The organism is Rahnella aceris, assembly GCF_011684115.1.
In the GTDB taxonomy this organism is placed as follows: domain Bacteria; phylum Pseudomonadota; class Gammaproteobacteria; order Enterobacterales; family Enterobacteriaceae; genus Rahnella; species Rahnella aceris.
The window spans coordinates 2,308,658-2,326,044 of sequence record NZ_JAADJV010000001.1; the positions used below are offsets into that span (position 1 = coordinate 2,308,658).

Sequence of the window (17,387 nt, forward strand, 5' to 3'; positions counted from 1 at the left end):
TTTGTTATTAAAAAATTAATTATTTGCTATCCCCACCTCAGTTACCACATTTGTAACTAAAGAAAGCGAAAAACCGGTGGTAACTAAATAACAGCGGGAACCTGAGTTCCCGCTGTGCGTGGCTTATCAATCAGGCACCGCGTTGTAGCAGCATCGATTTAATATGGCCGATAGCCTTGGTCGGGTTCAGCCCCTTTGGACATACACTCACACAGTTCATGATGCTGTGGCAGCGGAATACACTGAAAGCATCATTCAGATCGTCAAGGCGCGATTGTGTCTCGGTATCGCGGCTGTCGATCAGGAAACGGTAAGCGGCCAGAAGGCCTGCCGGACCGACAAACTTGTCGGGATTCCACCAGAAAGACGGACAGGACGTTGAACAGCAGGCGCAGAGAATACATTCGTACAATCCGTCCAGCTTTTCGCGGTCATCCGGCATTTGCAAATGTTCACGCGCCGGAGGATTTTTCCCATCATTCAACAAGTAAGGCTTAATCTTCTCATACTGCTTATAGAATTGTCCCATGTCTACTACAAGGTCACGGACAACCGGTAACCCCGGCAACGGACGGATTACAATTTTCTTGCTGCCGTTACGCAATGTCGAGACGGGTGTGATACACGCCAGGCCGTTTTTGCCGTTCATGTTGACGCCATCTGACCCGCAAACACCTTCACGGCATGAGCGGCGGAAAGCCAGCGTCGGATCCTGTTCTTTCAGCAAAATCAGCGCGTCGAGCAACATCATATCGCGCCCTTCTTTAGCTTCCAGCACGTAATCTTTCATGTACGGCACGTCATCAACGTCCGGGTTGTAGCGATAAATCGAAAATTCAATTTTCATAATCTGTCTCCGCTCCGCCCTAGTAAGTACGCGCTTTCGGCGGGAACGCCGCGCGAAGCTTAGGCTGCATGTTCACCTCACGGCGGGTCATGCTTTCTGTTTCTGGCTGATACAACGTGTGGCACAACCAGTTCGCATCATCACGCTCAGGGAAGTCGAAACGGCTGTGAGCACCACGGCTTTCAGTGCGGTAGTTTGCAGAGACAGCGGTGGAGAACGCAGTTTCCATCAGATTATCCAGTTCCAGACACTCAACGCGCTGGGTATTGAACTCTGAGGACGTATCATCCAGACGGGCAGATTTCAGACGCTCGCGGATCACTTTCAGTTCTTCCAGACCTTTCGCCATCGCATCACCTTCACGGAATACCGAGAAGTTGTTCTGCATGCACGATTGCAGGTCTTTACGGATAGCCACCGGATCTTCACCTGAACGGGTGTTGTTCCAGCGGTTCAGACGCTCCAGAGATACATCAATGTCGTCCTGAGAAGCATCACGGCTTTCGCCCTGTTCGGTGATAGATTCCTGCAGATGCATACCCGCCGCACGGCCAAACACCACCAGATCCAGCAGTGAGTTACCACCGAGACGGTTAGCGCCGTGTACCGATACACAGGCAATTTCACCCACCGCGAACAGACCAGGGATCACTTCATCCTGACCCTGTGCGTTAACACGCAGCGCCTGACCGGTCACTTTGGTCGGAATGCCGCCCATCATGTAGTGACAGGTTGGGATAACAGGGATCGGTTCTTTCACCGGATCGACGTGTGCGAAGGTACGCGACAGTTCAAGGATGCCCGGCAGGCGGGATTCCAGAACGTCTTTACCCAGATGATCGAGTTTCAGTTTAGCGTGCGGGCCCCACGGACCTTCGCAGCCACGGCCTTCACGGATTTCGATCATGATGGAACGCGCCACCACGTCACGACCTGCCAGGTCTTTGGCATTCGGCGCATAACGTTCCATGAAACGTTCGCCGTCTTTATTGAGCAGATAACCGCCTTCACCACGGCAGCCTTCTGTCACCAGAACGCCTGCGCCGGCGATACCGGTCGGGTGGAACTGCCACATTTCCATGTCCTGCACCGGAACACCTGCACGTAACGCCATGCCAACACCGTCGCCGGTATTAATGTGGGCGTTGGTGGTGGACTGGTAAATACGGCCTGCGCCGCCGGTCGCCAGTACGGTGGCTTTGGCTTTGAAATACACCACTTCGCCGGTTTCAATGCAGATTGCGGTACAGCCGACGATCGCGCCGTCCTGGTTTTTCACTAAATCCAGTGAATACCATTCAGAGAAAATCGTGGTGCCTTTTTTCAGGTTTTGCTGATACAGCGTGTGCAGCAAGGCGTGACCGGTACGGTCAGCGGCGGCCGCAGTACGTGCCGCCTGCTCGCCACCGAAGTTTTTCGACTGGCCGCCAAACGGACGCTGATAAATGCGGCCGTCTTCAAGACGGGAGAAAGGCAGCCCCATGTGTTCGAGTTCCAGAATCGCTTCCGGCCCGGTTTTACACATATATTCAATGGCGTCCTGGTCACCGATATAGTCGGAACCTTTTACGGTGTCGTACATGTGCCATTCCCAGTCATCCTCATGGGTGTTACCCAGCGCGACGGTGATACCGCCCTGCGCGGACACCGTATGGGAGCGGGTCGGGAAGACTTTTGAAATCAGGGCGCAAGACAGCCCCATTTGTGAAATCTGTAACGCGGCACGCATACCGGCGCCACCTGCACCGATGACGACAGCATCAAACTCTCTGACTGGCAGATTCATTTACTACGCTCCCCAAACAACAATTGTTCCGTAAAGTAGGTAAACCACTAACACCACGACGATAGCCAGTTGCAGCATCAGCCGGACAGCCAGCGGTTTCACATAGTCCGTTAACACCTGCCACATGCCGATCCACGCGTGTATCAGAATTGAGAGCAGCGCCAGCAGTGTGAATACTTTGGTGATGGAGGAAGAGAAGAAGCCATGCCAGACATCAAATGTCAGTTCCTGAGCCAGAACCACGAAGCCCAGAATATAGAGGATATACAGGGTGAGGATAATTGCGGAAGCACGCAGTAACAGCCAGTCGTGCACACCATTACGCCCTAACGCAGAAACGTTGCTTACCATACGAGAACTCCAGCCAGAATTGACAGCACGACGGTCAGCCCGATTGCCACCTGGGCAGAACGGGTACCGGCAGCCAAACTCTCTTCGATATAGCCAAAATCCATCAGCAAATGGCGTACGCCACCGCAAACGTGATAGGCCAGCGCAGTGAGTATTCCCCAAAAGATGAATTTGACGAAGAAGCTATTCATGATGGCGGCAGCATGCGCAAACCCTTCAGGAGAAGAGAGAGACAGGCCTAACAGCCAGAGGAGGATACCGACGGCGACGAAGGTAATTACGCCAGAGACTCGGTGTAAGATGGACGCTATCGCAGTAACAGGAAACCGGATCGTTTGCAGATCCAGATTGACAGGTCTTTGTTTTTTCACGGTTTTGCCCACACAGCTCTTATTATTTTTCCTCCGGTCCGGAGCAGTATGTCAGACAGCACCCTTTCCTTCGTTCTTGTCGTTGTGGATGCGTTGACTTACCGCCTCCCCACAGAACCAATAACGTTGGAAAGCTGAGCTAAAAGCCCAACATTTCACGCGCTCAAACAACGACATCCGATGTGCTTAAACGGCGCAGAAATGTGTTTTCCTTTAAGTCCATTTTCATAAAATCTGAGACAAAAAAGAGAGTGCTGGGTGCTCCTACTTCGGATTGCCCGGAGACCTTGTAGGAGTATAGGTTGATCACATTCCTATTACAATTGCCCTACAAATGCTTTATTCACATTTCTCCGAAACAGTGAGTTAGCTCCCATTTTTCACAAAAGACACGAAATAAATTATCCAGTTTGACATTTGATCAACATTTCCATTACAAATGAACTATCCCTATAGGACTGTGATTCTGCGCACATACCGGCTTCGCCTTCACGCACCAAAATGGTGAAAGTTTCTGAAGAATCAGTGGATCACACAATCGCAATGCAGGGTCTTCCCTGACGGCTCAAGTTATGCAAAAGTGGTGATTGTGTAAATCCTCATACTCTTCACAGGTACTGAGCGACAGAACAGTAATGATTTACCGAATCGTTAACAACGATGAAACGCCGCTTGTTTGTCACAGAGCAGTCTGAGACTGCACTTCGACTCAGCTCTACGTTCCCTTCCCATTCGATCGCAGAGCTAAGGCTGACAATAATAATGACCTTACAAGGCGTCGCTTCCAGGCATTTCTGTTGTTACTGATTTTTAAAAATAAGGCGCTAAGGAGACTGTAAATGGCTGATAAGAAAGCGACACTTACCCTACAAGGTCACGACCCGATTGAACTAAACGTGCTGTCCGGCACACTGGGCCAGGATGAAGTGGATATCCGCACCCTCGGTTCTAAAGGTCTTTTCACTTATGACCCCGGTTTCACCTCTACTGCATCCTGCGAGTCCAAAATCACCTATATCGACGGTGACGAAGGCGTTCTGCTGCACCGTGGTTTCCCGATTGACCAGCTGGCACAGGAGTCCACTTTCCTTGAAGTGAGCTATTTGCTGCTGAACGGCGAAGTGCCGACTCAGAAACAGTACGATGAATTCAAAACCAATGTCACCCGTCACACCATGGTGCATGAGCAAATCACCCGTCTGTTCCACGGCTTCCGTCGCGACTCTCACCCGATGGCGGTCCTGTGTGGCGTCACCGGCGCGCTGGCCGCGTTTTATCACGACTCCATCGACGTAGAAAACGAACGTCACCGTGAAATCGCTGCTTACCGTCTGCTGTCTAAAATGCCGACCGTCGCTGCCATGTGTTACAAATATTCTATCGGCCAGCCGTTTGTATATCCGCGCAACGACCTGTCTTATGCCGGTAACTTCCTGCACATGATGTTCGCCACCCCATGTGAAGAATACAAAGTGAATCCGATTCTGGAACGCGCGATGGATCGTATTCTGATCCTGCACGCTGACCATGAGCAAAACGCCTCCACGTCCACCGTGCGTACCGCCGGTTCTTCTGGCGCTAACCCGTTCGCCTGTATTGCTGCCGGTATCGCGTCCTTGTGGGGACCGGCTCACGGCGGCGCGAACGAAGCTGCACTGAAAATGCTGGAAGAAATCAGCAGCGTTGATCACATCCCTGAATTTGTGAAACGTGCAAAAGACAAGAATGATTCTTTCCGCCTGATGGGCTTTGGTCACCGTGTTTACAAAAACTACGACCCGCGCGCAACCGTGATGCGTGAAACCTGTCATGAAGTGCTGAAAGAGTTGGATCTGAAAGACAACCTGCTGGAAGTAGCGATGGAGCTTGAACATATCGCGCTGAACGACCCGTACTTCATCGAGAAGAAACTGTACCCGAACGTCGATTTCTACTCCGGCATCATCCTGAAAGCCATGGGTATTCCCTCTTCCATGTTCACCGTGATCTTCGCGATGGCGCGTACTGTTGGCTGGATTGCTCACTGGAGCGAAATGCATCAGGAAGGTATCAAAATTGCCCGTCCTCGCCAGCTTTATACCGGCTATGACAAACGCGATTTCCATTCTCAGCTGAAAAAATAATTCCCTCCTGTCCTAATATACAAGGCCGATGAATAATTCATTGGCCTTTTTATTTATTCAACCCAAAGAGACCTTAATTATATATTAAGCATAAATTAACCATTCAATATATCAGTACCAATATTTGACGCTTATCCTTCCGTGATATACCATCCCCCGAAATTCATCTGACAATAAACTCATAGTCATCAACAATATGATTCATTGCAATCCGCTAATTAAAAAAGCGTATTAATGAAACATGTAAGATAAACACGCCATTATTAAAACAAAGGACACTTTGACATGGAAGAATATCGGGAACACCCGCATTCATTTAAAAAAACATTATTATCGAGCGCCATCTTTAGTCTTTTATTACCGTCATCTATTGCACTTGCAACAACCACATTTTCAACGGGCATAACCCCTGCTGATGCCTTGAGTTTCGCTACGACGGGTACGGGCGATCACGCTTACACCATCACCGGCGCGGGTACAGAAGTTATTGTTGATGGTGAAATCACTATTCCCGGAATACCTTCGCCAGTGCCCGTTCAATCCGTGGTTTCCACGACCGGCAGCGAAGCTTATGCATTCAATATTATTAGCGGAGGTAAGTTAATCCTTAATTATGCTGATGTCAGCACAACAGATTCCAGCAAAACATTTAACATTATTACTGGCGCATCAGCCGAAATTGATAATACCGACATCCGTACGGGTAAAGATGACAGCAGTGTTATTTATGTCTCAGATGTCGGTTCAACATTAACAGGTAATGATATACGTATCACCAGTGATGCCGCTCAGGCACAGGGAATTAATATCCAGTCGGGTGCATCGGTGAACCTGAGTAATGTAAACATAGAATTAACTAACGCAAAACATGCGCTCACCGTTTCTGACGCCTCATTGAGCATTGAAAATCTCACGGTTAAACAAAACTCTGCAGGTTCCCAAAATGTCATTTATGCGTCAGGTTCCAGCGATGCCAAAAGAACTACCGTTGACATAATAAACGGCAACGTCGAAATGACCGGCACTGACGATATCATGGTGAATAGCAACGCCTATAGCGATGTGACGTTGACAGGCGGGACCTACACCACGACAGGCAATAATAACATCGGTTTTTTTGCCAGTCAGGGCGCAACGCTAACGGCCAAAAATATAGTGCTCAAGACCGAAGGTACCCGTTCAGCCGCTGCTTTAGCCACAGGCTCCGGGGCTATGGCACTTGATACCGCTGAGATCACCACAACCGGTACGGGAAGTAATCTGCTGGTTGCGATGAATGATTCTACCCTTGATGCCAATGCGGTTACGGGGATTTCTACCGGCGAAGGGGCTTCCGCTGTCCGTTCCTACGCCAACAGCCAGATGACCATCAGCAACAGCGAGTTATCGGCCTCCGGTGCATTCGCAAATGGCATCTATACGCAGGGTTTTGATGCAGATCATCAGGCTATCGTGACGCTGGATAACAGCCTTGTCAGCAGCGCCACCAGTGAGGGAATACTGGCTGCAGGTGCCAATACCCGGATTAACGTGAACAACGGGTCAACCGTGCAAAGCGGAAACGGCATTCTGCTGAGAGCCGGAAGTTTCACAGATACTGATACGGGCGTTACCGCGCAAAGTCAGGTGAATTTATCTGCCAGTAATTCTTATATGGAAGGCGATATCATTGCCGATACCGGCAGTGTTGTGGATGTCTATCTTAACAGCGGCTCTGAATGGCAAGGCATCACCGCCAGTACCAACAGCATTAATATCGACGATTCCAGCCGGTGGACGCTGACCGGTGATTCCACGATTTCGCAGATGAACTCCGGTGGCACCACGTTCTTCACACATAACGGTAATGAATACTCTGAACTTACCGTGAACAGCAATATGACCGGCGACGGCACATACCGTATCAATACCTATCTGGATGACAGCAACTCGCCGACAGACAAGATCCACGTAACGGGCGACATTACCGGTCAAAATACCTTGTTTGTCACCAGCACAGGCGGCAACGGTAACTATACACAGGGCAACGGGATTGAAGTGGTTACCGTGGATGGAACCAATACACAGGGAACCAATGCCTTCACGCTGGGGAATTCTGTCTCAGCGGGTGCGTTCAACTACGGGCTGCGTAAAGGTGATATCACCACCGGTGAGGGTGAAAACTGGTATCTGAGCACCTGCGCTAATTATGATTGTTCAACGCCGATCCCTGCCCCTGCGCCTGACGCCAATCCTGATGTGAACCCAACTCCGACGCCATCCGACGACATCCAGCCGTGGCGTGAGGAAGTGCCGGGATATATCGCGGCACCGGCGCTGAATATGCAGTATGGCTTTGATGCGATTGGCACTTATCACCAGCGTACCGGCGGTGATGTGCTGCATAAAGACGGCGCATGGGGTCGGATTGTCGGTACTCACACCGAGAATGACGCAGGCCGTTACAGCTATGATACCGATACCTGGTATGCGCAGTTGGGTATGGATCTGATATGGGATAAAAACGAAGAAAACACCGAACGCAGTGCCGGTATTCTCGTGACACTCGGACGTCAGAATACCGACGCGGAAGACAGCCTTCGCAGCAATAACCCGATATATTCCATACAAGCTGGCAGTGTAGACAGCGACATCTATAGCCTCGGCGGTTACTACACGCTAAAAGCGCAGGATGGCGGCTACATTGACGCGGTGGGTATGGGCAGTTGGTATAAAAACAGCTATGACAGCACGCATGATGCCGATCAGGACGGTTATGGCGTCGCGTTATCAGTAGAAGCAGGCAAACCCTTTACACTGCATGAAAATCTGAAAATTGAACCTCAGGCGCAGGTGATTTATCAGTATCTGAATCTGGAAGATTTCAACGATGGCATCAGCAATGTCTCCGGCGTATCAACCAGTAATGCGCAGGCACGCGGCGGTGTGCGGTTGTTCATGGATAATCCAACCTGGACGCCTTATCTGACGCTGGATGCCGTCACGACTATTGGCGATGAACCCGAAGTACAATTCGCGACTCAACGGCTTAAAGCGGAATTCAGCGACAACTGGTGGCAGACTGGCGCAGGGCTGGCGGGCAAACTCAGTGAAAATACCACGATTTATACAGACGTCCGCTACCAGAAAGGATTCGATTCAGATCTGGAAGGTTACAGCGGTAATCTGGGTATCAAAGTGAATTTCTGATTCTGAAAACACTGAGCAAGGGCACTCCGGTGCCCTTTTCTTTTTATCTTTCAGACCTGACACACCGGACACCAGAAGAATGGTCGCGATGACACACTGGTTTTCATGATCGGATCGCCGCAACGTTCACATGGCTGGCCTGTGCGGCCAAATACCTTAAAACGGAACAGCGCGCCGTGATGCACATTTTCATCCATCGTACCTCGCGTGGCGTACGACAACCGCGCAACAGACAAACAGGCATCGGCCAGCGCATCCCGTTCCGTGTCATTCAGCTCTTTCGGTTTATGATCCGGCAGCAGTTTCGCCAGCCAGAGAATTTCCGCCCGCAGATAATTCCCCAACCCGGCCAGAAAAGCCTGATCCAGCAACATTCCGCCTAACTGCCGGTTGCAGAATTTAGGTGAAAGTAACCGTTCACGTACCTGTGCGACCGTCAACGTCTCATCCAGCACGTCGGGGCCGATACGTTGCAGGAACGGATGCTTTTCGATTTCCGCCGTATCGTAAATACTGATTTCGGACGCGCTGTAGAGCAAAATCGCCGCTTCGGTGGTTTCCAGCTTTACCCGCAGCGAGCGTTTGGTTTCTTTCTCCACTTCACCGGCATTGACCACCCGCCAGACGCCGTAAAGCTGATTGTGGCTGTACAACGTCAGTCCGTTGGAAAAGTGCGTCAGCAGGGCTTTCCCCCGCGTTTCAATCGACGTGATTCTGGTTCCACGCAGCGCTGACTGATAAGGTTTCAGCGCAGGAAACGCAAACCAGACATCCGTCAGAGGCTTATTCACTACCGCCGTAGCCAGCACATCGGCCGCACGGCGAATTTCAGGACCTTCAGGCATCAGTGAGTCGCACCCCCGGCAATTTTCAAATCTTGTTCCGTGTGCAGCGCGATGGCGATCGTCAGCTCAAGGGCGTTCAGAACAGTATGTACTGACATACTTGGCGCCCCCGGATGATGCGCGGCCTGTTCAGGCAGGTAAGGAATATGGATAAAACCGCCCTTCACCACCTTACAGGCAGGCTGCGCCAGACGATGCATCAGGCCGTACATCACGTGGTTACAGACATAGGTACCGGCGGTTTGCGACACCGATGCAGGGATCCCCGACTCGCGTAATCCGTTGACAATTGTCTTGAGCGGCAGAGTAGAAAAATACGCCGCCGGGCCGTCGCTGACAATCACCTCATCCACCGGCTGATTGCCGTCGTTATCGGCAATACGCGCGTCATCGACGTTGATCGCCACGCGTTCGATGCTGAAATCATTGCGGCCACCGGCCTGTCCGACGCAGATCACCATTTCCGGCAGCACTTCATCGATCGCCGCATTCAGCGCATCAATGGCTTTGCCGAACACGCACGGCAACTGACGAACCACAATCTGCGCGCCCGACAATTCCAGGTCACCCAGTTGCTTTACTACTTCCCATGATGGATTAACGCGCTCGCCGCCAAAAGGCTCAAAACCGGTGACTAAAACTTTACGCATAGAGGTACTCCTCAGATTCTGCAAAAATCAGCCTGCGCTGATCTGAATATCCTGTTCAGCAAACGCGTGCCTCAACCGGCGGGCAAACGTCAGCGCGTGCTCACCATCACCATGCAGACAGACAGTCTCCGCATTAACGGGCACCCAGACACCTTCGCGGCTGAGCACTTTTTGTTGCTGTATCATCGACAATGTCTGATCCAACGCCAGTTCGTCGCTTTCGATCATCGCATCCGGCTGAGTGCGCGGCACCAGTGATCCGTTGTTCTGATAACGCCGGTCAGCGAACACTTCCTGACGGGTTTGCAGGCCAAGGCGTTCGCCAGCACGAATTAATTCGCTGCCCGCCAGCCCGACCAGACGCAATGCCGGATCCACCGCATGTACCGCTCGGGCGATGGCATCCGCCAGCACGGCGTCGGTTGCTGCCTGGTTGTACAACATGCCGTGCGGCTTTACATGCACCATGTGTCCGCCTTCCGCACGGGTGATGGCAGCCAGCGCACCCAGTTGATACACCACCTGCGCATACACGGTTTCGGCAGGGAGTTGCATGGCGGTGCGGCCAAAATTTTCCCGATCAGGGAAACTCGGGTGCGCGCCAATCGCCACACCGTATTTCAGCGCCCGGCGCACGGATTGCTGCATGGTCTGCGCGTCACCGGCATGAAATCCGCAGGCGATATTGGCTGAACTGACGAGCTGCAACAGCGCCTCGTCATTCCCACAGCCTTCGCCTAAATCGGCGTTAAGATCAACAACCATGCAGCCCCCGTTTAATCTGTTCGATAAAGAGTGATTGCTCACGTAAGGCCTTCTGCGCGTCTTCCGGTGTGCATTTGACGAAATGAATCGGTTCGCCCAGGCGGATTTGCGCCAGATTATACAAATCCGCCTCAATAACACAGGCAATACGCGGATAGCCGCCAGTGGTCTGAGCATCGGCCATCAGAACAATCGGCTGGCCACCATGTGGCACCTGCACCACGCCCGGCAATAAGCCGTGCGACAGCATTTCACGGTCAGTTTCGCGTTTCAGGGTATGCCCGTGCAGACGGTATCCCATACGGTTACTTTGCGGGCTGAGCTGCCAGGCGGCGCGCCAGAATTCATCGCGCGACTTCTCGCTGAATTCCTGATACTCCGGCCCCGGCAATGCACGAATGCGGTTGCCAAACAGCAGTTGTTTAATGCCACCGGTTTTTTGCGGTTGCCGGAACGAATCACCGATGGGCAACATATCGCCATCCTGCAACGGACGCCCGTGGAAACCGCCGAATTTGGCTTTCAGATCGGTACTGCGTGATCCCATAACTTCCGGCACATCGATGCCGCCGGAAACTGCCAGATAGCTGCGCATGCCGCGGGTGGGCATTTTCAGAGTCAGCACCTGCCCCGGTTTCACTTCGTAACACCAGCCGGTCCACACCTCTTTACCATCAAGTTGTGCGTGACAACCGGCGCCGGTCAGCGCGATCCAGCCTTCGCGGTGAAACCCGGCACTGAACTGACCGAGGGTAATTTCCAGCGCAGCCGCATTTTCGTCATTGCCAACCAGCAGATTGGCAGACCGCAGCGCCGGGGCATCCAGCGCGCCGGACTGACTGACGCCCTGCTGGCGGTAACCATTGCGGCCTAAATCCTGCACCGTGGACAACATCCCGGCGCGTAAAACCTTCAGCATACGCCCTCCTTCTGTGGCACAAAACGCACGCTGTCGCCCGGCAGCAATAATGTCGGCTGTTCCCGCAGCGGATCAAACATCGCGATGAGCGACTGGCCGATCAGTTGCCAGCCCCCCGGTGTCTCAAGAGGATAAATACCTGTCTGACTGCCGCCAATGCCAACCGAACCCGCAGGCACTGACAGGCGCGGTTCGCCGTGACGTGGCGTGGCAAGTGTCGCAGGCATGCCGCCCAGATAAGGGAAACCTGGCTGGAAACCGAGAAAATAGACGATGTAATCAGCACCTGCATGACATTCGACGACCTGCCGCGGCGTCATGCCGGTATGACGCGCCACGTTGTCCAAATCCGGCCCCTGCGCCTTCCCGTAAATCACCGGAATTTCGATCAGCCGCGATTCAGGCTCGATGGCTTCGCTTTCTTCCCACCAGTTTTGCAGACGCTCAATGGCATCCAGCGCCGAACTTTGCGCCTCGGAGAGTAATACCGTCAGATTATTCATGCCGGGAATGACTTCACGCACGCCCGGATACGCGGCGCGATCCTGTAAACGTTGCGTCAGCCCCCAGATCCGTTGCTGGCTTACCAGTGATACCGGGGGTTCAAGTTCCAGCACTACCGCGCGTTCGCCCAGCAGGTAACATCGTGCTCGTTGCACTCAGGCACTCCTTAAAGAAGGGTTGTGGATCATTGGGTTATTCATCGAATCAATAGCGTGAGATTTGTTATCAGTTATGCGTGAAACAGAGTGCTGATGTCAACTCATCTGCCTCTTTGCGCAGGTGACGGAGGTTTCGCCCGCCGCCTGCAACTGCTACTCTCAGAAACGTTGCTGTTTTTTAGCGTTTGGATAACGCCTTCGTTACACAATAGGGATGGCCTGTGAGAAAACCATTAGCACTCTTTTTTCCGCTCTACACCACGACATTACTGATGTTACTGGGTTCCGGCCTGCTGACGACTTACATTTCCCTGCGTCTTTCCGCGATTCATGTCAGCGGCGCGATGATCGGGGCGATCATCGCAGCCAACTACATCGGGCTGGTGATCGGCGGCAAAGTCGGCCATATCCTGATCGCCCGCGTCGGCCATATTCGTGCCTACGTTTCCTGCTCCGGCATTATCACCGCCGCCGTGCTGGGCCATGGCCTGACTGACATCATCCCGGTCTGGGTGGTGCTGCGCCTGATCATCGGCTTATGCATGATGGTGCAATATATGGTGCTGGAAAGCTGGCTCAACGATCAGGCCGAAGCCAGTCAGCGCGGCGTGGTATTCGGCTTTTATATGGTGGCGTCTTATCTCGGGATGGCGCTTGGTCAGGTCGTACTGATGCTCAACAGCGATTTAGGCGTCAGTACGCTTATCGTTATTGCCTTGTGTTTTGCCCTGTGCCTGGTGCCGATTGCGCTGACTACACGCACCAACGTCGGCCATATGTCGCCAGCGCCGATGGAACTGAAATTCTTTATTGGTGCTATCCCCAAAGTGCTGGCTATCACGTTGCTGATTGGCATGGTCGTCGGTTCGTTCTACGGGCTGGCGCCGATTTACACCAGCCAGCAATCGCTGAGCACACAACAAACCGGTCTGTTTATGGCGCTGGCGATTTTCGCCGGGCTGCTGGCACAGTTCCCGCTCAGCTGGCTTTCCGACCGCTATAACCGCAACATGCTGATGCGCATAAACGCCATCCTGCTGGCCGTTACCGCCCTGCCGCTGGCGTTGTTCAGCCACATCTCATTCCCGCTGTTGCTCGCCATTGGTTTTGTCGTCAGCCTGATGCAGTTCACGTTGTACCCGCTGATCGTCGCACTCGCCAATGACATGATCGAACCGGAGCGTCGCGTCTCGCTTTCAGCCTGTCTGCTGATGGCTTTTGGCGTCGGCGCCTGTATCGGCCCGCTGGCAGTAGGCGCGCTGATCGAACCGCTGGGTGGCAATATCCTGTATGCGTTTTTTGCCCTGTGCGGTGCCGGGATTGTGGCACTGAGCCGGACGTCGAAAAAGGAAGAAGAAACACAGATGGCGGTCGATGCACCGGTTCCGCACATCGCCATGCCGGACAGCCTGAGCAGTTCCCCGCTCTCGCCTGCGCTAAACCCGGCGTTTGACGAACAGATGATTCAGGAAACCATGCCCGCACCGGAAAACGTGGTGGAACCGCAGGTTGAGGAAAGCGAAGCCGCAGAGGAAGAAGAAAGCAAGTATCCACCGCAGGGCGCAGACCCCGAAGTGGATACCGGATTACAGCGGGCGTTCACCCTGCTGGAAGACAACGTTTCTGAAGAGACGGTCGAAAAGAAAAATTAGGCAGGATTGTCGATGTCGATGAACATGACGTCTAACCCGTGTTCCGCTGCCAGCCATTCGCCCAGCGCTTTCACGCCATAACGTTCGGTGGCGTGATGGCCTGCGGCAAAGAAATGCAGGCCCATTTCACGGGCAATATGAATGGTTTGTTCAGACACTTCGCCGCTGATAAAGGCATCGACGCCAAATTCTGCGGCTTTCTGAATGTAGCCCTGACCGCCACCGGAACACCATGCCACGCGACGGATTTCGGCAGGTGCATTCTGTGAACTGTGCAGCACGTTGCGATCCAGCGTCACTTCAATGCGCTGGCGGAATGCTTCACCGGTCAGTGGTTTTTCCAGCTCGCCCCACGGCAACAGCAGGGCAATTTCCCCCTGCACGTCGATACCGAACAGTTTCGCCAGTTGCGCGTTATTCCCCAGCTCCGGATGGCCGTCCAGCGGCAGATGGTAGGCGTACATATTGGTATCCGTTGCCAGCAACGTCTTAAGACGGTTACGCTTCATGCCGCGGATTTCAGCCGGTTCGTCTTTCCAGAAATAACCGTGATGCACCAGAACCGCATCAGCTTCGACAGCAATCGCGGCATCCAGCAGATCCTGCGACGCCGTCACGCCGGTCACCACGCGCTGCACTTCACGACGCCCTTCAACCTGCAATCCGTTCGGTGCGTAATCTTTGTAATTGCTGATATCCAGTTTCTGATTAATCAGCTTTTCAAGCTGGAGATTATTCATGGCGTTTCTCGTTATTAATGGATGGTCTACTTGATCTCTAATTTATCACCCTGCGCCATCCTGACAAAATTCACGCCCAGATTATTCCCTTTTTCCAGCTGCGCCATGATCGCCTGTTCAGGATCTGCCCCGGCTTTCAGGCTGGGTTTAACGTGGCTGATAATCACCGTCAGGCCTTTCAGCGAACCTTCGCCACCGGCGTATTGTTGCAGCGTTCCCAGCTCTTTCAGCAGCCAGTGCGGCGTCAGATGCCCAAACAGTTTGCTGTCGGGTACGCCATCGGGATACGACGTTTCGATAATCAGCCCTTTCAGCCGTTGTGCTTTCACTTCATCGCCCAGCACGCGCCACACGGTATCGAGATTTTTTGATTTCTCGACTTCATCCGGGCCGGTGTCGCCGAAGAAGGCAAAAGACTGATTATTGCGGCTGACCAGGATCATGCTGGATGGCGTACCGCCGTGACTCAGAGGATAAATAATGCCGTCCAGACCGGTCAGCCCGAGAGAAAATCTCTGTGCCGGACGCTGCTGGTTGAGGCGATAGGTGCCGATACGTAAACCACTGCCGGAGTCGGTAAAGTTCGGCCAGACGCGACCATTGAAATAATGCTGACGCAGCGTGCCAATGGTATCGGCCATGCCGTAAATCGGTTTTTTGCTGTCTTCCGGCGAGCTGATAATCAACCCTGCAAGATGGTCGAGATGACCGTGACTGATAAAGTATCCGCCAATCAGGTTACGGAAAACCGCGCCCTGCGGGGTCAGCGGTGCGGCATTTTCGGCGGTGACCTGCGGAAAACTGCCTTTCTCCAGCGCCTTGCGGATGCCCGGTAAAACAGAACCGGCATCCAGTCCGAGATAGAGTTTTTGATCGTCACTTCGGATCAGATAGGAGGTGAGGTTACCTTCTTCGACGCCGCCGTTCACGCCGAGCGCCACAACATCAAATCCCGCATTGGCCTGGCCCGCCCAGCATGCCAGCATCATCGCCAGCAGGTATTTTTTCATCACATCGCTCCTTGTCGTGGTGAGAGAGTAAAGTCAGTCTGACCGGTTTTTTGCCGCCTCAAACGCCGCGAGCGTGTCTTTTCTCGCCTGCGCGTGATCAATAACCGGCAGCGGGTAGTCTAGCACGCGATGATGTTTTTCCGCCCAGCGATGCGGTTGATGAATGTCTCTTTCCGGCACATCCGCGAGTTCAGGCACCCAGGCTTTGATAAAGCGTCCGGCTTTATCAAAACGTTCGCCCTGTGTCGTCGGATTGAAAATACGAAAATACGGCGCGGCGTCAGTACCCGTCGAAGCACCCCACTGCCAGCCGCCGTTGTTGGCGGCCAGATCACCATCCAGAAGTTGCGACATGAAATAGCGTTCGCCTTCACGCCAGTTGATCAGTAAATCCTTCACCAGAAAACTGGCGACAATCATACGCAGACGGTTATGCATCCAGCCAGTCGCATTCAGCTGACGCATAGCCGCATCTACAATCGGATAACCGGTTTTCCCGTCTTTCCACGCCTGCAAATCATCGGGCGCATGACGCCAGCGCACGTTGTCAGTCCATGCAACGAACGGCTGATGTTTGCAAAGTTTCGGCCAGGCGACGATCAGATGGCGGTAAAACTCGCGCCACACCAGCTCATTCAGCCAGCCGAACGCGCCGCCGTCGGTTTTCTCCAGCACGTCCGGGCATTCGGCGCGCAGACGGTTCAGACACTGGCGCGGCGAAAGCACGCCAATGGCCAGATACGGCGAAAGCGAACTGGTGCCGTCGGCCGCCGGTAAATCACGTTGTTCGAGGTAATCCTGCACCTGTTCACGACAAAAACTTCGCAGCCGGTTACGCGCGGCTTCCTCGCCAATCGCAAAATGATCGCCGATATCCGCCAGCGGATAATCGAACGGCATCAGCCGGTGTGTCACCACTTTTTCAGCATTTTCTCGCGCCTGTGGCGCAGGCAGCGAACGGCTGTCAGATTCGGTCAGGCGGGATAAAAACGCGCGGCGAAAAGGCGTATAAACCTTGTACATTTCATTATTGCCGGTCATTACCGAACCCGGCGGCAGCAGCAGACTGTCGTCAAAAGCGTGGCAGATGACCGATTCACTGACCGCGTTCTCCAGCGCCGCATCACGCTGACGCTCGTTGAACTCATACTGTTTATTGTAAAACAGCGCATCCACTTTTTCGGTTTTGCAGAAATCTTTCAGCCACGCCACGCTGTCGGCAAAATCATCACACTGGTGGTAATGCAGACCGATGCCACGCTCAGCCAGCGCATGCTGTAACGCCTGAAGATGTTGATAAATAAACATCGCCTGCCGCGGTGCCATTTCATGTTGTTTCCACTGTTCGGGCGTGGCAACAAATACGGCAATAACACGCGCCTGCGGGTCTTCACAGGCGGCATGCAACGCGCGATTGTCGGTTATCCGCAGGTCATTACGGAACCAGACTAAATGCGTGGTCATATTTTCCCTTTTA

Annotated in this window: 15 protein-coding genes; 3 read left to right on the forward strand and 12 right to left on the reverse strand. The window is 53.2% G+C overall.

Going from position 1 to position 17,387, the window contains the following annotated elements:
- Positions 1-130: 130 nt before the first annotated feature.
- Genes GW591_RS10575 through sdhC form a run of 4 tightly spaced genes read right to left on the reverse strand, consistent with a single transcriptional unit; the run spans position 131 to position 3,367 of the window.
- Entirely contained in the window at positions 131-847 is a 717-nt protein-coding gene (locus tag GW591_RS10575; RefSeq protein ID WP_013576440.1) for a succinate dehydrogenase iron-sulfur subunit, read from the reverse strand.
- 19 nt (positions 848-866) lie between these two features.
- The gene (sdhA, locus tag GW591_RS10580) at positions 867-2,633 is read right to left on the reverse strand and encodes a succinate dehydrogenase flavoprotein subunit (protein ID WP_013576441.1); all 1,767 of its coding nucleotides are present in this window, start codon (positions 2,631-2,633) and stop codon (positions 867-869) included.
- A gap of 3 nt (positions 2,634-2,636) precedes the next feature.
- Positions 2,637-2,984 (reverse strand): succinate dehydrogenase membrane anchor subunit, encoded by a 348-nt coding sequence (gene sdhD, locus GW591_RS10585; RefSeq protein WP_013576442.1) that lies wholly within the window; start codon positions 2,982-2,984, stop codon positions 2,637-2,639.
- The gene (gene sdhC / locus GW591_RS10590) at positions 2,978-3,367 is read right to left on the reverse strand and encodes a succinate dehydrogenase cytochrome b556 subunit (RefSeq protein ID WP_013576443.1); all 390 of its coding nucleotides are present in this window, start codon (positions 3,365-3,367) and stop codon (positions 2,978-2,980) included. Before sdhC ends, sdhD begins: the two co-directional genes overlap by 7 nt.
- 827 nt (positions 3,368-4,194) lie before the next feature.
- Here sdhC and GW591_RS10595 point away from each other — a divergent pair.
- Together GW591_RS10595 and GW591_RS10600 are read left to right on the forward strand one after the other, a co-directional pair.
- Positions 4,195-5,478 carry a citrate synthase gene (locus tag GW591_RS10595; protein ID WP_013576444.1) on the forward strand — a complete coding sequence of 428 codons (1,284 nt, stop codon included), beginning with the start codon at positions 4,195-4,197 and terminating at the stop codon, positions 5,476-5,478.
- A gap of 420 nt (positions 5,479-5,898) precedes the next feature.
- A complete protein-coding gene (locus GW591_RS10600) occupies positions 5,899-8,667 on the forward strand; it encodes an autotransporter family protein (protein ID WP_225444897.1) in 2,769 nt (922 codons plus the stop codon).
- Positions 8,668-8,717: 50 nt separating this feature from the next.
- Here the strand turns inward: GW591_RS10600 and nei are convergent, their stop codons facing one another.
- The 5 genes from nei to pxpB are packed head-to-tail and all read right to left on the reverse strand — an operon-like array spanning position 8,718 to position 12,505.
- Entirely contained in the window at positions 8,718-9,512 is a 795-nt protein-coding gene (nei, locus tag GW591_RS10605; RefSeq protein ID WP_112151668.1) for an endonuclease VIII, read from the reverse strand.
- Positions 9,512-10,162 carry a pyroglutamyl-peptidase I gene (pcp, locus tag GW591_RS10610; RefSeq protein ID WP_121019802.1) on the reverse strand — a complete coding sequence of 217 codons (651 nt, stop codon included), beginning with the start codon at positions 10,160-10,162 and terminating at the stop codon, positions 9,512-9,514. Before pcp ends, nei begins: the two co-directional genes overlap by 1 nt.
- A 27-nt stretch (positions 10,163-10,189) precedes the next feature.
- Complete coding sequence (gene pxpA, locus GW591_RS10615; RefSeq protein WP_013576448.1) at positions 10,190-10,927, reverse strand: 5-oxoprolinase subunit PxpA; 738 nt, start codon at positions 10,925-10,927, stop codon at positions 10,190-10,192.
- Entirely contained in the window at positions 10,917-11,846 is a 930-nt protein-coding gene (gene pxpC / locus GW591_RS10620) for a 5-oxoprolinase subunit PxpC (protein WP_112151670.1), read from the reverse strand. Before pxpC ends, pxpA begins: the two co-directional genes overlap by 11 nt.
- Positions 11,840-12,505: a 5-oxoprolinase subunit PxpB gene (gene pxpB / locus GW591_RS10625; RefSeq protein ID WP_166860555.1), complete on the reverse strand. Its 666-nt coding sequence runs from the start codon at positions 12,503-12,505 to the stop codon at positions 11,840-11,842. The genes pxpC and pxpB overlap by 7 nt, the downstream gene beginning before the upstream one ends.
- 224 nt (positions 12,506-12,729) lie before the next feature.
- Between pxpB and GW591_RS10630 the strand changes: the two genes are divergently transcribed.
- Positions 12,730-14,160, forward strand: a complete 1,431-nt coding sequence (locus tag GW591_RS10630; RefSeq protein ID WP_013576451.1) for an MFS transporter — start codon at positions 12,730-12,732, stop codon at positions 14,158-14,160.
- Here the strand turns inward: GW591_RS10630 and GW591_RS10635 are convergent.
- The 3 genes from GW591_RS10635 to phrB are packed head-to-tail and all read right to left on the reverse strand — an operon-like array spanning position 14,157 to position 17,374.
- Positions 14,157-14,900: a type 2 GTP cyclohydrolase I gene (locus GW591_RS10635; RefSeq protein ID WP_013576452.1), complete on the reverse strand. Its 744-nt coding sequence runs from the start codon at positions 14,898-14,900 to the stop codon at positions 14,157-14,159. The genes GW591_RS10630 and GW591_RS10635 overlap by 4 nt on opposite strands.
- A gap of 26 nt (positions 14,901-14,926) precedes the next feature.
- Positions 14,927-15,910, reverse strand: a complete 984-nt coding sequence (locus GW591_RS10640) for an MBL fold metallo-hydrolase (RefSeq protein ID WP_166860557.1) — start codon at positions 15,908-15,910, stop codon at positions 14,927-14,929.
- Positions 15,911-15,943: 33 nt separating this feature from the next.
- Positions 15,944-17,374 carry a deoxyribodipyrimidine photo-lyase gene (phrB, locus tag GW591_RS10645; RefSeq protein WP_166860558.1) on the reverse strand — a complete coding sequence of 477 codons (1,431 nt, stop codon included), beginning with the start codon at positions 17,372-17,374 and terminating at the stop codon, positions 15,944-15,946.
- Positions 17,375-17,387: the final 13 nt, after the last annotated feature.